Source organism: Streptomyces sp. NPDC016309 (assembly GCF_043077235.1).
GTDB lineage: Bacteria > Actinomycetota > Actinomycetes > Streptomycetales > Streptomycetaceae > Streptomyces.
Map to the genome: position 1 here is coordinate 71,181 of NZ_JBIBSG010000001.1, position 14,741 is coordinate 85,921.

15 protein-coding genes are annotated in these 14,741 nt (G+C 70.9%); 2 read left to right on the forward strand and 13 right to left on the reverse strand.

Going from position 1 to position 14,741, the window contains the following annotated elements; genetic code table 11:
* Window positions 1–3: 3 nt before the first annotated feature.
* The 3 genes from ACF068_RS00295 to mnmA form a co-directional block, all read right to left on the reverse strand.
* A complete protein-coding gene (locus ACF068_RS00295) occupies window positions 4–1,785 on the reverse strand; it encodes an alpha/beta hydrolase (protein ID WP_392271893.1) in 1,782 nt (593 codons plus the stop codon).
* Entirely contained in the window at window positions 1,782–2,147 is a 366-nt protein-coding gene (locus ACF068_RS00300; RefSeq protein WP_392271894.1) for a hypothetical protein, read from the reverse strand. Before ACF068_RS00300 ends, ACF068_RS00295 begins: the two co-directional genes overlap by 4 nt.
* Before the next feature lie 121 nt (window positions 2,148–2,268).
* Window positions 2,269–3,393, reverse strand: a complete 1,125-nt coding sequence (gene mnmA / locus ACF068_RS00305) for a tRNA 2-thiouridine(34) synthase MnmA (protein ID WP_392271895.1) — start codon at window positions 3,391–3,393, stop codon at window positions 2,269–2,271.
* A 60-nt stretch (window positions 3,394–3,453) separates the two neighbouring features.
* Here mnmA and ACF068_RS00310 point away from each other — a divergent pair, with 60 nt between their 5' ends.
* On the forward strand, window positions 3,454–4,137 hold the full coding sequence (locus ACF068_RS00310; RefSeq protein ID WP_392271896.1) for an N-acetylmuramoyl-L-alanine amidase: 684 nt from the start codon (window positions 3,454–3,456) through the stop codon (window positions 4,135–4,137).
* Window position 4,138: 1 nt separating this feature from the next.
* Here the strand turns inward: ACF068_RS00310 and ACF068_RS00315 are convergent, their stop codons facing one another.
* The 3 genes from ACF068_RS00315 to ACF068_RS00325 form a co-directional block, all read right to left on the reverse strand.
* Window positions 4,139–5,308, reverse strand: a complete 1,170-nt coding sequence (locus ACF068_RS00315) for a cysteine desulfurase family protein (protein ID WP_392271897.1) — start codon at window positions 5,306–5,308, stop codon at window positions 4,139–4,141.
* Window positions 5,309–5,403: 95 nt separating this feature from the next.
* On the reverse strand, window positions 5,404–5,697 hold the full coding sequence (locus ACF068_RS00320) for a DUF4190 domain-containing protein (RefSeq protein ID WP_392271898.1): 294 nt from the start codon (window positions 5,695–5,697) through the stop codon (window positions 5,404–5,406).
* Between the two features lie 10 nt (window positions 5,698–5,707).
* Entirely contained in the window at window positions 5,708–5,854 is a 147-nt protein-coding gene (locus ACF068_RS00325) for a hypothetical protein (protein ID WP_392271899.1), read from the reverse strand.
* A 117-nt stretch (window positions 5,855–5,971) separates the two neighbouring features.
* Between ACF068_RS00325 and ACF068_RS00330 the strand changes: the two genes are divergently transcribed.
* Window positions 5,972–6,589, forward strand: a complete 618-nt coding sequence (locus tag ACF068_RS00330) for a TetR family transcriptional regulator (RefSeq protein WP_392271900.1) — start codon at window positions 5,972–5,974, stop codon at window positions 6,587–6,589.
* 93 nt (window positions 6,590–6,682) lie between these two features.
* Here ACF068_RS00330 and ACF068_RS00335 read toward each other — a convergent pair whose 3' ends face one another.
* The 7 genes from ACF068_RS00335 to ACF068_RS00365 form a co-directional block, all read right to left on the reverse strand.
* Window positions 6,683–7,501 (reverse strand): thioesterase family protein, encoded by an 819-nt coding sequence (locus ACF068_RS00335; RefSeq protein ID WP_392271901.1) that lies wholly within the window; start codon window positions 7,499–7,501, stop codon window positions 6,683–6,685.
* 26 nt (window positions 7,502–7,527) lie between these two features.
* On the reverse strand, window positions 7,528–8,208 hold the full coding sequence (locus ACF068_RS00340) for a trimeric intracellular cation channel family protein (RefSeq protein ID WP_392271902.1): 681 nt from the start codon (window positions 8,206–8,208) through the stop codon (window positions 7,528–7,530).
* Between the two features lie 202 nt (window positions 8,209–8,410).
* Window positions 8,411–9,646, reverse strand: coding sequence for an ABC transporter ATP-binding protein (locus ACF068_RS00345; protein WP_392271903.1), 1,236 nt, complete (start codon window positions 9,644–9,646; stop codon window positions 8,411–8,413).
* On the reverse strand, window positions 9,643–10,734 hold the full coding sequence (locus tag ACF068_RS00350) for an ABC transporter ATP-binding protein (protein ID WP_392271904.1): 1,092 nt from the start codon (window positions 10,732–10,734) through the stop codon (window positions 9,643–9,645). The genes ACF068_RS00345 and ACF068_RS00350 overlap by 4 nt, the downstream gene beginning before the upstream one ends.
* Window positions 10,731–11,738 carry an ABC transporter permease gene (locus ACF068_RS00355; protein WP_392271905.1) on the reverse strand — a complete coding sequence of 336 codons (1,008 nt, stop codon included), beginning with the start codon at window positions 11,736–11,738 and terminating at the stop codon, window positions 10,731–10,733. The genes ACF068_RS00350 and ACF068_RS00355 overlap by 4 nt, the downstream gene beginning before the upstream one ends.
* An 81-nt stretch (window positions 11,739–11,819) precedes the next feature.
* Entirely contained in the window at window positions 11,820–13,574 is a 1,755-nt protein-coding gene (locus tag ACF068_RS00360; RefSeq protein WP_392271906.1) for an ABC transporter substrate-binding protein, read from the reverse strand.
* A gap of 85 nt (window positions 13,575–13,659) precedes the next feature.
* Window positions 13,660–14,658: an ABC transporter permease gene (locus ACF068_RS00365; RefSeq protein ID WP_392271907.1), complete on the reverse strand. Its 999-nt coding sequence runs from the start codon at window positions 14,656–14,658 to the stop codon at window positions 13,660–13,662.
* Window positions 14,659–14,741: the final 83 nt, after the last annotated feature.

The window sequence follows — 14,741 nt, forward strand, 5'->3', positions numbered from 1 at the left end:
GATTCACCGGTACTCCTCTTGCACAATCTTCTCCGGACGCCCAGCCACGATCGCAGCGATGTTGTCCGCGGAGACCTGGTCAGCTCCTGGCTCGTTGCCCGGGGTGAAGTATTGAGAATGGGCGCCAAAGCCCCCTCCGTCCCTCAGCATGCGGGGCCCGTCGTCCACAAGAAATCGTCGCGCACCAAAGGCCTGACTGGCGGGATCCTTGCCGTAGTAGACATCGTCATTTCCTGCGTCGAAGAGATCGCGGGAAATAAGCGCTCCGGCAGGGCCGCCGAGAGCGACCTCCTCCTTCGCCGGCAGGTGTGTGACCGGGTCGTTGTCGGCCGCTCCGACGAACACATGCTCCTTGCCGACACCAAGGTCTTCCGCCTTCTGTACCCCCACGCCGGGACTGCCCAGAAGGACGATGTCATCGACGCCAGGGATGCCACCAGAAGACGTGGCCGCCTTTCCCACGGTGAGAGAGCCGTAGGAGTGGCCGATCGCCGTGAAGTGCGGATCACGGTTTTCGTTCGTGGCGTGCAGACCCGACATGAAGGAGTTGTAGGCGGGCGCTCCTCGCTCAGCATCCCCCGGGGACGCAACGTCCAGGGCCTGTGGGGCGTCGTAACCCAACCAGATGATGGACGCGCTTGACGGGTCGATCTGTCGCGCACCCATGGCTGTGTCCCTGGCGCGCTTGATGGCGTCCTGAAAGTCCTCGGCATCGAGTTTGGTACCCAGTCCCGGGACATAGGCCGACACATTCCGAGCGGTGTCCGGGTTTCCGTACGAGATGATGGCACGCCCATTGCCCTCGTCGCCGATGCCCAAGAGCAACATCGGAATGCGGCTTGGCTCATTCAATCGCGCCTGGATCATTCGCAGACCGTCCAGTTCCGTCTCGGAACCGCCCCGCCGTGCCAGTTCGTCGATGAGCAGGGGCAGGTATCTGCGGTTGGCCTCGTCGCGGGCGGCGGCGGGGATGCCGTCCAGGCCGCCGATGAGGTCCGGCGCCACGTCGAGGTACTCGCGGCGCTGCTCCTCGGGCAGGCCGTCCCACCAGGCTTTGAGCGCGGCGGGCGACCTGTCGGCGGGGATGCCGTCGCCGAGGTGGCGGCCCGCCGCGGTGCGGACGTGCGCGGTGTCGCGGGCGGCGTCCGCGAGGGTCGCGGTGGTGACGTCGAGGCCCTTCGCCGCCCGGAGCCGGTCCAGTGTCCGGGCGTACTCGCGGTCGATCTCGGCGGCCGCGCGGACGGCGCGGGCGATGCGGTCCGCGAGGGCCTGGGCCTTCTCGGCGTTCGGGTTGAGCGGTCGCACGGACGGGGGCGGGCCGGCCGGGCCGGGGGCGGCGTCCAGGGGGAGGCGGCCGTCGCCGTGGGCGCGGCCGCCCGGGGTGGGGGTCTCACCCGCAAGGGTGGCCGCGGTGGCGGGCGGGAAGCTGACGGAGCCGTCCTCGTGGACGGTGAACCGCAGCTCGGCCGCCTCGTCCAGCGCCTGCCGCAACTGCCGCTGCGGCTCGGCGAGATCGGCCGCCAGGGCGTTCAGAGCGGTACGGACGAGCCCGCACTCGGTGTGCAGGTACTGGTAGTTGCGGCTCAGCCGTCCGAGGCGTACGAGGGCCGCCGCGGCGGACCGGCTGTCCTGGGTCTCCCGCAGTTTCGCCGTCATCAGGCGGTCCACCCGGGCCCGGTCCGAGCCGGACCGGGCGGACACGTCGTGCCAGGCGTCGCCGGCGCCCTCCAGGGCGGCCGGCCGCAGGTCCCGCAGCAGCCGCCAGGTCAGGGTGGTGCCGGTCACCGCTCCCGGCCGCCCGTCCGGACGGCGCCCACGGCCTGGCCGACCCCGGTGTCGGTCTCGCCCAGCTCCTTGGCGACCGCGGACAGGGCCCCGGTCAGGTACGCGCACTCGTCCCGTACCAGGGCGAGGCGTTCCTCCCAGGAGGTCAGCACGGCCTGCAAGGAGGCGACCGACGCCAGCCCCGTCCCCGGGGACCGGACGGCGTGGTGCCCGGTGCCGAGCGAGCGGCGGCTGCCCTCGGTCCGTACGCGTAACTCACCGGCCGTACCGGACGCGGCGGTCCACGGGCCGCCGCTGTGCGTGAGCGTGCCGGGTCCCGGCGCGAGGTCGAGCAGTTCCTGCCAGCGCTGTGTGTACGTCACCCGCGCCGTCCCCCGTCCATCGAAGGTCACGCACAGCGACGTGCTGTGCGCGCCGGGACAGTAGCGCAGGCCGCGCGGGCTTCGTCCGCGCCGGGGCGGGCCGTGACCGCCGGGTTGACGCTCAGGCGGTGACCGGGGCCCGGCGGGTCGTCGTGGCGATGGTGGCCGAGCCGACCACGCGGGTGCCGTCGTAGAGGACGATCGCCTGGCCGGGGGCGACGCCGCGGACAGGTTCCTCGAAGGCCACGTGGAGCTCGCCGTCCGCGAGGGTCGCCGTGACCGGGGTCTCGTCGCCGTGGGCGCGGAGCTGGGCCGTGTAGGCGCCGGGGCCGGCGGGGGCGGTGCCGCACCAGCGGGGCTTGATGGCGGTCAGGGCGGTGACGTCGAGCGCCTCGGCGGGACCCACCGTGACCGTGTTGTTCACCGGCGAGATGTCCAGGACGTAGCGGGGCTTGCCGTCCGGGGCGGGGTGGCCGATGCGCAGGCCCTTGCGCTGGCCGATGGTGAAGCCGTACGCCCCCTCGTGGGTGCCGACCTTGGTGCCGGACTCGTCGACGATGTCGCCTTCCGCCTTGCCCAGGCGGGAGGCGAGGAAGCCCTGGGTGTCGCCGTCGGCGATGAAGCAGATGTCGTGGCTGTCGGGCTTCTTCGCCACGGCGAGCCCCCGGCGCTCCGCCTCCGCGCGGATCTCGTCCTTGGTGGTGAGGGTGTCGCCCAGCGGGAACATCGCGTGCGCGAGCTGCTTCTCGTCCAGCACCCCGAGGACGTACGACTGGTCCTTGGCCATGTCGGAGGCCCGGTGGAGCTCCCGGGTGCCGTCCTCGCGGGTGACGACCGTGGCGTAGTGGCCGGTGCAGACGGCGTCGAAGCCCAGGGCGAGCGCCTTGTCGAGCAGCGCCGCGAACTTGATCTTCTCGTTGCAGCGGAGGCAGGGGTTGGGGGTGCGGCCGGCCTCGTACTCGGCGATGAAGTCGTCGACGACATCCTCGCGGAACCGGTCGGCCAGGTCCCACACGTAGAACGGGATGCCGATGACGTCGGCCGCGCGGCGCGCGTCGCGCGAGTCCTCGATGGTGCAACAGCCCCGGGCGCCGGTACGGAAGGACTGCGGGTTCGCGGACAGGGCGAGGTGCACGCCGGTCACGTCGTGGCCGGCCTCGGCGGCGCGGGCGGCGGCGACGGCGGAGTCCACGCCGCCCGACATGGCGGCGAGCACACGGAGGGGGCGCTGGGGAGTCTGAGTCATAGCCCTACCAGGGTACGGGCCCCGGGAACCAAGCTCGCGTGAGTAGGCGTTCACGGTCACATGGGAGAGAAGAAGCCGGGTGCGGTGGGCCGTCGTGCCGTGCTGATCGGCGGCGGGGCGGCCGTCGTGGGCACGGCGGTGCTGGCGCGCGACGAGCTGCGCCGCGCCTGGTACCGGGTGCCGGGGGTGGAGAAGCCCCGTGTGGAGGGTGAGCTGGACCACGCGGGCGCGGAGTGGACGGCGGCGTCACGGGCGAACTGGCGGCGGGCGGACCGCCCGGACGACTTCACCATCGACCGGGTCGTGATCCATGTCGTGCAGGGCAGCTACCCGTCGGCGCTGAAGGTGTTCAAGGACCCGGGGCACGGCGCGGCGACGCACTACGTCGTCCGCAAGGACGGGCACGTGGCGCAGATGATCCGGGAGCTGGACGTGGCGTTCCACGCGGGCGACCGGGACATGAACGAGCGCAGCGTCGGCATCGAGCACGAGGGGTTCGTGGACCGGCCGCAGGACTTCACGGCCGCCATGTACGCCTCGTCGGCCCGGCTGACGGCCGGGGTATGCGCGCGGTACGGGATCCCGGTGGACCGCGAGCACATCATCGGCCATGTGGAGGTGCGGGGCACCGACCACACCGACCCGGGCCCGCACTGGGACTGGGACCGGTACATGCGGCTGGTCCGGGACGCCGCGCGGGCGCCCGGGACACGTTCCCGGCCGGGCGGGACTTCCGGCACATGACCTAGCTGAGGCCCGCGGTCCGGGCGCGCTCCACGGCGGGTCCGATGGCCTTGGCGACCGCCTCGACGTCGGCGCGCGTCGAGGTGTGGCCGAGGGTGAAGCGCAGGGTGCCGCGCGCCAGGTCGGGGTCCGTCCCGGTGGCCAGGAGGACGTGGCTGGGCTGGGCCACGCCGGCCGTGCAGGCCGAGCCGGTGGAGCACTCGATGCCCTGGGCGTCCAGGAGCAGCAGCAGCGAGTCGCCCTCGCAGCCGGGGAAGGTGAAGTGGGCGTTGGCGGGGAGGCGCCCCTCGGGGGCGGGGTCGCCGCCCAGGATCGCGTCGGGGACGGCGGCGCGGACGGCGGCGACCAGCTCGTCGCGCAGGGCGCCGGTCCGGGCGGCGTACTCCTCGCGCCGCTCGGCGGCCAGGCGGCCCGCGACGGCGAAGGCGGCCACGGCCGGGACGTCCAGCGTGCCGGAGCGGACGTGCCGTTCCTGGCCGCCGCCGTGCAGCACCGGGACCGGGCCGTACTCGCGGCCGAGGAGCAGCGCGCCGATGCCGTAGGGGCCGCCGATCTTGTGGCCGGAAACGGTCATGGCGGCGAGGCCGGAGTCACCGAAGCCGACCGGCACCTGACCGAAGGCCTGTACGGCGTCGGAGTGCAGGGGGACGTCGAACTCGCGGGCCACGGCGGCCAGTTCGCGGACCGGCATCAGGGTGCCGATCTCGTTGTTGGCCCACATCACGGTGGCGAGGGCGACGTCCGACGGGTCGCGCGCGATGGCCTCGCGCAGCGTCTCGGGGTGCACGCGCCCGTACCCGTCGACGGGCAGGTACTCCACGGTGGCGCCCTCGTGCTCGCCGAGCCAGTGCACGGCGTCGAGGACGGCGTGGTGTTCCACGGGGCTGGCGAGGACGCGGACGCGGCGCGGGTCCGCGTCCCGGCGGGCCCAGTACAGGCCCTTGACGGCGAGGTTGTCCGCCTCCGTGCCTCCGGAGGTGAGGACGACCTCGCTGGGGCGCGCCCCGAGCGCCTCGGCGAGGGTCTCGCGGGCCTCCTCGACGGTACGGCGGGCCCGGCGGCCGGCGGCGTGCAGCGAGGACGCGTTGCCCGTCACGGCGAGCTGGGCGGTCATCGCCTCGATCGCCTCCGGCAGCATCGGAGTGGTCGCGGCGTGGTCGAGGTAAGCCATGGTGCGACGATTCTACGAGCCTCCCGGCGGCGCCGGATCAGCGCCGTACCGGCCGTACCGCGCGCGGCCCCCGGACTCCGGCGGACGTGGCCGGATCAGGCGATGCCCCAGGAGACCGTCCCGTCCATGGTGACCAGCGCGGCCAGGACGGCGAGGTCGGCGATGCCGAGTCCCAGGCCGAGCGCGGCGCGCCCGCGCCGGGTGGTGCCGCGCCGGAGCGCGAGGACGGCGAGCCCGATGGCGACCGGGCCGAGCAGGATGTTCATCACCAGCAGGCCGAGGAGCCCGAGGACGAACGAGGCCACGGCCATCCCGTCGGCGTCGCGGGTCCGGTTGCGCGGGCGGCGGGTGCGGTGGGCGGTGCGGGAGCTGTGTGCGGTGAGTTCCATGGCGGCCTCCTCAGCGGTGCTGTCGTTCCCGGATGGCGAAGACCAGCAGCCACGCGCCGATGACGGCGGCGGCGACCAGAGTGACCGGGACCGGTACGTGTGCCACGGTCCCGAGGACGACACCCAGCATCAGCAGGGCGGCGACGATGAACAACATCGGTGGACCTCCCTCGTTCCTCGTCGTGTTGAATCGGAAAACACTTGTTCACTGACTACCCAGTCTAGCGAGCCTCAGCACTGGAAGGGTCCGGAGAACGGTTGTTTACTGAATGGCATGAGTCACACCTCCGGGATCCGGCAGGCCCAGAAACTGAAGACCCGTCAGGCGCTCCTGGACGCCGCCCTCCACCTGCTGGAGGAGCAGAGCCTGAGCAGCCTCGGCCTGCGCGAGGTGACCCGCGCGGTCGGTGTCGCCCCGGCGGCCTTCTACCGGCACTTCCGCGACACCGCGGACCTCGGCGTCGCCCTCGTCGACGAGGCCCTCGGCAGCCTGCACGGCACGATCCGTACGACCCTGGCGGCCACCGGCGACAGTGACGAACGGATCACCGCCACCGTCGAGTTGATCGCCGGGCTCGTACGCGGGTACCCCGCACACGTCCGGTTCATCGCCCGGGAACGGCACGGCGGCGTGGCGGCCGTCCGAGAGGCGATATCCGGCCAACTCGACCGGTTCGTCCGGGAGGTGGCCGACGAGCTGGCCAAGCACCCCGAGAGCGAGGGGTGGGAGCGGGACGACCTGCTCATGCTCGCCGGACTGTACGTCGACCACATGGTGATGACCGCCTCGGAGTTCCTGGCGGCGCCGGCCGGGGACCGGGACCGGGTGGCACGCACCGCCCGCCGCCAGCTCCGGCTGGTCAGCCTGGGCCGCCGGCACTGGCTGGACTGACCGGGCCACGACGCACGGACCGCGACGCACGGAGCGCCCCGGCGTCCCGCTGGTGGCGGGACGCCGGGGCGCTCGGCGGGTCGGCTCGCGGGGTCAGCGCCGGGGGGCGCGGGCCAACTGGCGGGACTGGGCCACCAGACGGTCGGCGCTGTCCCAGACCTCGGCGTCCTCCTCCAGGAAGCCGCCCGCGAGATTGCGCGTGGTGATGGACACCCGCAGCGGACCGGGCGCGGGACGGCAGCGTATGTGGGTGGTGAGCTCGACGGTCGGGGTCCAGCCGGTGAGCCCGAGCTCGAACGAGGTCGGGGGCAGGGCGTCGACGGTGAGCAGCAGGGACAGCGGGTCCGGGTCGCGGCCGTCGGCCAGCCCGAACCAGGCGCGCATCTCGCCCTTGCCGGACGGGGCGCCGACCGCCCACCCCAGGGTGGTGGGGTCGAGCTTGATGTCCAGGCGCTCGGTGATCGCGGAGGAACCGGGAATGGGCGCCGGGCCGTCGGACGGACCGAGACAGTGCTCGCGCGGCGGGATGGCGGGCGGCTTGGCCGTCGTCCGTACGTCGTCGGGCAGGGCGTCCAGGTCGCCGTAGGACGCGAGGACCCGGAGGCGCTCGACCTCGGTGCCGTCCTCCGCGTACTGGAAGAGCGAGGCCTGGCCGGTGGAGAGCGTCCGCCCGGTGCGGACCGTCTCGGTGCGGATCACCGCGGGGCCCGGCACGGACGCCGTCAGGTAGTGCGCCGTGATCGTGAACGGGTCGGGGTGCGGCAGGGTGTCACCGAGGGCACGGCCCAGCATGGCGAGCAGGTAACCGCCGTTGACGGCCTTGATGATCGTCCAGCCGGCGGAGAGCTCGGCGTCGTACACGCCGGGCTCGCGAAGGGTCACCGCGGTGTCGCGGTCGAACTCGCTGTCCATGTCCGGCACAGTACAACACGACATTACTAAGCGGTAGCTTTTTCGGGGAGCGGCTCCTCGCTCGCCGAGGAGCGGCGGTTCCACGCCCGCGGCGCCCGCCAGTGGAACCGCATGGCCAGCAGCCGCAGCAGGAACGTGGTCACGGCGGCCAGGGCGCTGGTGAAGGAGTTCAGCATCTCGAACCGGATGCACAGCGCGACCATGGTGGCCCCCACGATGGCCGGCACGGCGTACAGGTCCCGGTCCCAGCGGAGCAGCGACGGCACCTCGTTGGCCAGCACGTCCCGCAGCACACCGCCGCCCACCCCGGTGGCCAGCCCCAGCACGGCCGAGAACGTCAGGCCGAGACCGTGCTCGTACGCCTTGGTGGTGCCCGCGACGCAGAACAGCCCGAGCCCGGCGGCGTCGAACACGTTCACCGCCACCTGGGTGCGCTCGACCACCGGATGCAGGAAGAAGACGAGCACCGTGGCGACGAGAGGCATCACGAAGTACCCCAGATCGGTGAACGCGGCGGGCGGTACGGCACCGATCACCAGATCCCGGAAGAGCCCCCCGCCCAGGGCGGTGACCTCGGCGAGGACGGCGATGCCGAAGACGTCGAAGTTCTTGCGCACGGCCAGCAGGGCGCCGGAGATCGCGAACACGAAGATGCCGGCGAGGTCGAGCGCGTGTTGCACGGAGGGGGTGAAGAATTCCTGGAGCACCGCCCAATTGTGCCGGTTCCCTTCGGGGGCTCCGCCCCCGCCGGACGGCCACCCCCGTGCGCGCCGGTCCGGCACGCCGCCCTCGCGGGTCGTCCGCCCGCCTCGGCGCCGCTGGGACGTTGCTCCCGGGGGCGGGTGACGGAGCCTCCGGCGGGCCCGGGACGCCCGGCGGGGTGGCCCCGAAGGACCACCCCGGCAGGGATCAGGCCTTCTTCGGGCCCTCGGAGGTGTCCGCGGCCGGCCCGTCCTCCGGCGCGGCGTCCTTCGCGGCCGCCGGGGCCGGGACCTCCGGCGCGGCGCCCTTCGGGGACGGCTCGGCCGCCGGGGCCGGGATCACCGGCGCGGCCGGCTCCGCCGTCGCGGCCTTCGTCGCGGGGACGATCTCGATCGCCTCGCCCGCCGTGGCCAGCGCCGGGTCGCCCGGGAACTGGTCCGGGGCGTTCTCGGGGTGGTGGCAGGCCACCCGGCGGCCGGGGGCCACCTCCAGCAGCGCCGGCTCCTGGGTCTGGCAGACCTGGGTCGCCTTCCAGCACCGGGTGTGGAAGCGGCACCCGCTCGGCGGGGCGATCGGCGACGGCACGTCGCCCTTGAGCAGGATCCGCTCGCTCTTGGCGCCGCGCCGCCGGGGGTCCGGCACCGGGACGGCCGACATCAGGGCCTTGGTGTACGGGTGCATGGGCGCCTCGTACAGCGGTGTGCGGTCCGCCAGCTCGACGATCTTGCCGAGGTACATCACCGCGATCCGGTCCGAGACGTGCCGGATGACCGACAGGTCGTGCGCGATGATCACGTACGTCAGGCCCAGCTCGTCCTGGAGGTCGTCCAGCAGGTTCACCACCTGCGCCTGGATCGACACGTCCAGCGCCGAGACCGGCTCGTCGGCGACCACCAGCCGGGGCTTGAGGGCGAGCGCCCGGGCGATGCCGATGCGCTGGCGCTGGCCGCCGGAGAACTCGTGCGGGTAGCGGTTGTAGTGCTCGGGGCTGAGCCCGACCCGCTCCAGGAGGCCCTGGACCTCCTTCTTGACCCCGCCCTCGGGCTCGACGCCCTGGAGCCGGAACGGCGCGGAGACGATCGAGCCGATGGTGTGGCGCGGGTTCAGCGAGCCGTACGGGTCCTGGAAGATCATCTGGATGTCGCGCCGCAGCGGCCGCATCCCGGCGGTCTTCAGGTGCGTGATGTCGGTGCCGTCGAACTCGATCTTCCCGCCGCTGGGCTCCAGCAGCCGGGTGATCAGCCGGCCCATCGTCGACTTGCCGCAGCCGGACTCGCCGACCACGCCGAGGGTCTCGCCGCGGCGCACCTCGAAGTCGATGCCGTCGACGGCCTTCACGGCGCCGACCTGGCGCTGGAGCACGCCCTTCTTGATGGGGAAGTGTTTGACCAGGCCCTGGACCCTCAGCAGGGACTCGGATCCTGTCGTCGCGTTGTCGGTCACAGCTTCGGCGCAATCTCTTCGGTCCAGATCCGCGTGCGTTCCGCCTGGTCCATGTGGCAGGCGGTGAAGTGGCCGGAGGCCACCTCACGCAGTTCCGGGCGCTCGGTGCGGGTGATCCCGCCCTGGGGCACGTCCGCGTACGGGCAGCGCGGGTTGAAGGCGCAGCCGCTCGGCACGTTGATGAGGGACGGCGGCTGGCCCTTGACCGGGATGAGCCGGTCGGTCTGCTCCCGGTCGATGCGGGGCATCGAGCCCAGCAATCCCCAGGTGTAGGGGTGCTGCGGCTCGTAGAAGATCTTGTCGACCGGGCCGCGTTCCACGCACCGGCCGCCGTACATGACCAGGATGTCGTCGGCGATCTCGGCCACCACGCCGAGGTCGTGCGTGATGATGACGACCGCCGAGCCGAACTCCTTCTGGAGGTCGCGGATCAGGTCGAGGATCTGCGCCTGGACGGTGACGTCCAGCGCGGTCGTCGGCTCGTCGGCGATCAGCAGCTCGGGGTTGTTGACCAACGCCATCGCGATCATGGCGCGCTGGCGCATGCCACCGGAGAACTCGTGCGGGTAGGAGTCCACCCGCTTGCCGGGCTCGGGGATGCCGACGCGGTCCAGCAGCTCGATCGCCCGGGTGCGGGCGACCTTCTTCGACACCTTGTTGTGGATGCGGTACGCCTCCACGATCTGGTTGCCGACCGTGTAGTACGGGTGCATCGCCGACAGCGGGTCCTGGAAGATCATCGCCATCTCGCGGCCCCGCAGCCGCCGCACCTCGTCGGGGTCGGCGTTCACCAGCTCCTTGCCGTCGAGCCAGATCTCCCCGCTCATCCGCACGTTCTTGCCGCGCGCGCCGAGCCGGTGCAGGCCCATGATGGCGAGCGAGGTGACGGACTTGCCGGAGCCGGACTCGCCGACCACGCCGAGGGTCTTGCCCTTCTCCAACTGGAAGGAGAGCCCGTCGACGGACTTGACCAGGCCGTCGTCGGTGGGGAAGTGGACCTTGAGGTCGCGGACGTCGAGGAAGGCGCGCGGCTCGGAGGTGCCGGGGCGGTCCTCCACCACGGCGCCGGTCTTGGACAGTTCGGTCATGACACCCTCACGCGCGGGTCGACGACGGCGTACAGAAGGTCAACCACGAGGTTGAGGAAGACGACGAAGAACGCCGCGAGCAGGGTGACGCCGAGAATCGGCGGCAGGTCGTTGGCGACGATCGACTGCACCGCGTACTCGCCGATGCCGTGCAGCGAGTACACCGACTCGGTGATCACCGCGCCGCCGAGCAGCAGGCCGATGTCCATGCCGAAGACGGTGACGATCGGGGTGAGCGCGGCCCGCAGGCCGTGCTTGGCGACGACCCGGCGCTCCCGCATGCCCTTGGCGCGGGCGGTGCGGATGAAGTCCTCGCTCATCGCCTCCAGCATCCCGGAGCGGGTGAGGCGGGCGTAGATCGCCGCGTAGAGCAGGGCGAGGGAGCACCACGGCAGGAAGAGGGTGTTGGCCCACTGCGAGGGGTTCTCCGTGAACGGGACGTACGTCCGCCCGAAGATCTCCAGCTTGTAGCTGAAGAGCAGCAGGAAGAGCTGGGCGGTGAAGAAGATCGGAAGCGAGACGCCGGCGAGCGCGCCGCCCATGGCGGCCCGGTCGAAGAAGGAGCCGGGCTTGAGGGCCGAGATGACGCCGACGACGATGCCGGAGACGAGCCACAGCACCGCGGCGCCGATGGCCAGGGAGATGGTGACCGGGAGCCGGTCGACGAGCTCCGGCCAGACCTCCAGGTTGGTCTTGAAGGAGTAACCGAAGCAGGGCATGTCGCACCGGACGGTGGCGGGGCCCCGTTCGTAGGTGGCGCCGGAGACGATCCCCTTGATGAAGTCCCAGTACTGCACGTAGACCGGGTTGTCGAGGCCGAGGTTCTTCTTGACCGCCTCGATGTCCTGCGGTGTGGGGTTCTTGCCGATGTACTGCTGGGCCAGTTGATCGACGGTCTGTCCGGCCAGCTTCGGCAGGATGAAGAAGATGCCGAAGGTGACCGCCGTGACGACCAGCAGCAGGATCACTGCCGCGATCAGCCGGCGGATGATGTACGAGATCACGGGGACCGGCGCCGGTGCCCGCGGGCCGCGCGGTGTGCGCGGGGGCCCGCGGGCACCAATGCCTTCACCTGCCTTCCGGGGCTACTTCTTCGTGGTGCCGATGTTGAGGTAGTCGTACTGGCCGCTGAAGGCCGCCGTGGAGACCATGTTGGTGCCGTGGGGCGAGCGGTACAGCAGGACCTTGAAGTAGGTCAGCGGGACGATGACCGCCTGGTCCATGACCTTCTTGTCGATCTCGCCGTAGGCCGCGTTGCGGGCGTTCTCGTCGGTGTTGGCGATGGCGTCGTCCAGGAGCTTGTTGACCGCGGGGTCGTTCAGCTCCGAGAGGTTGGTGTTGCCGGACTGGCCGATGGCCTTGCCGTGGACGATCTGCTGGAGGTAGCCGTAGCCGGTCGGCCAGTCGGCGCCCCACTGCATCATGATCAGACCGATGTTCTGCTTCTTGGTGAAGGAGGGGACACCGGCGTAGTCGGAGAAGTACTTCGACGACGGGTACTGCTTGATCTTGGCGTCGATGCCGACCTTCTTCAGCGACTCGACGACCGCCGTGGCGGCGTCGACCTCGCTCTGGCGGTCGCTGCGGGCGGAGATGAAGGTGGAGATCTTCTCCTGGCCGCAGGCCTTCAGGTGCTGCTTGGCCTTGGCGACGTCACCCTTGTTGCCGGGCGTGGCGTACGTGTCGAACTTCTGGTAGCCCGGGATGTCGGTGGGCAGCACCGTGGAGGCGATGTCACCGCGGATGGGGCCGCCCATGACGGTCTGCACGGAGACCTTGTCGATGGCGTACTGCACGGCCTTGCGGCACTCGACGTTGTCGAACGGCTTCACCTTGGTGTTGATCGCCGTGTAGACGAGGCGGCCGCCGAGCGCGTTGTCGGTGTTGGCCTTCAGGTCGTCCTTGGCGAGCACCTGCGCCTGCGTCTGGGTGTCGACGCCGCGGCCGGCCAGGTCGGCGACGACGTCACCGGCGACCAGGTCCTTGTCGATGGTGGCCTGGGCGACCTTGAGGTTCAGGACGATCTTGTCCGGGTACTGCTTGCGCAGCGGGTCGGTGGCCGCGCTCCAGTTCTCGTTGCGGACCAGGGTGATCTGCTTGCCGTCCTGGTAGCTCGCGAACTTGTACGAGCCGGACGAGGCGATGGACTTGGTGTAGTCCACGCCCTTGTCCTTGGCCTTCGGCACCGGGGCGGTCTGCGGGGCGCTGACCAGGTAGTCGAAGTCCGCGAAGGGCTTGTTGAGCTTGAAGACGATGGTGTGGTCGTCCGGGGTCTGGATGGAGGCCAGACCCTTCTCGCTCTTGTCCTTGTACGGGCCCTTGTACTTGGCGGGGTCGTCGAGGAGCTGCTGGAAGTAGTTGGGGCCCAGCGACAGCACGTCACGGGCGAAGTTGGAGCGCTCGACCGCGTACTTGACGTCCTTGGCGGTGATCGGCGTGCCGTCGTCGTACTTGAGACCCTTGCGGATCTTGTACGTCCAGGTCTTGCCGCCGTCGCTGGGGACGCCCATGCTCTCGGCGAGGTCGGGGACCAGCTCGTTGCCCTTCTCCCCGGGGGCCGGCTTGAAGGTCGTCAGCGGACGCGCGTAAAGGCGGCTGAAGTTGTAGATGAAGGCGTAGTACGTGTTGCCCGGGTCGAACGACTCGGGGGCGTCGGCCATCGCGTAGGTGACCGTGCCGCCCTTCTTGTCCGAGGCGTTGACGACACCGGTCGTCGCGGCGTTCGCCTTGGCGTTGCCCTTGTTGCCGTCCGAGCCGCCGTCGTCCGCCTTGCTGCAGCCCGCGAGAAGCAGGCTGGCACTGCTGACGACCGCGAGAGCGGCCACTGCTGACCTTCGCATTTTCGTCGAACTCCCCTTTGTATTCGGAAAATTGCCGGTACGTTCCCGGCCGGTTGCGCGGCCGCCGCGGATGACGTGGCAGACGTCAGCGGCTGCGCGGGTCGAGAGCGTCCCGGAGGCCATCACCGAGCAGGTTGAAGGCCAGTACGGTGATGAAGATCGCGAGGCCGGGGACGAGCATGTACTGCGGATCGACTTCGAAGAAGTTGACCGCGTCCCTCAGCATGCCGCCCCACGAGGCCTGCGGTGGCTGGATCCCGACGCCGAGGAAGCTGAGCGACGCCTCGAAGATGATGTTGGTCGGAATGAGCAGGGTCGCGTAGACGGTGATCGGTCCCACGAGGTTCGGCAGCAGCTCGCGGAAGAGGATGTACGGGCCGCGGGCCCCCATCCCGCGCGAGGCGTCGATGAACTCGCGCTCGCGCAGGGCCAGGGTCTGGCCGCGCACGATACGCGCCATGTAGGGCCAGTTGAAGAACCCGATGACGAAGATCAGCACGCTGATGTGCAGCGGCAGGCCCTCCAGACCGAAGGCACCGCCCTGGAGCGTCGCCGAGATGGCGATGGCGAACAGCAGCAGCGGGAAGGCCAGGAAGGTGTCCATCAGCCGGCTGACGAAGGTGTCCACGCGGCCGCCGTAGTACCCGGCGATCAGGCCGAGCACCACGCCGATGACGTTGGACAGGATCGTCGCGCCGAAGGCGACGACCAGCGAGACCCAGGAGCCCTCCAGGATCCGGGCGAGGATGTCGCGGCCGAACTTCGGGTCGACGCCCAGCGGGTGGTCCACGCTCATCCCGCCGAGACCGCCCTTGGGGAGGGAGGTGTTGGGGTCGAGCAGGTCCTGCTGGAAGGCGTTCGGGTCCAGCCCCAGCACCGACTGGATCGGGCGGGAGAGGACGGCGATCAGGATGAGCAGGACGACGACGATCCCGCCGGTCACCGCCAGCTTGTCCCGCTTGAAGCGGGTCCAGGCGATCTGACCGAGTGAACGACCTTCGATCTGCTTGGACTTGACGCCTTCAAGTACGGCCTCAGGCGCTGCCTCGGCCTGCGATCCGGTGGTCTCCATGGGTGCGGTCATCGTCCCTCGTGCTCGCCCGTGCCGACGGTCGCCGACAGTGCTCGACGAACCGCCCGGGTCTGCGGCGCGGTCCGTTCAGGGGG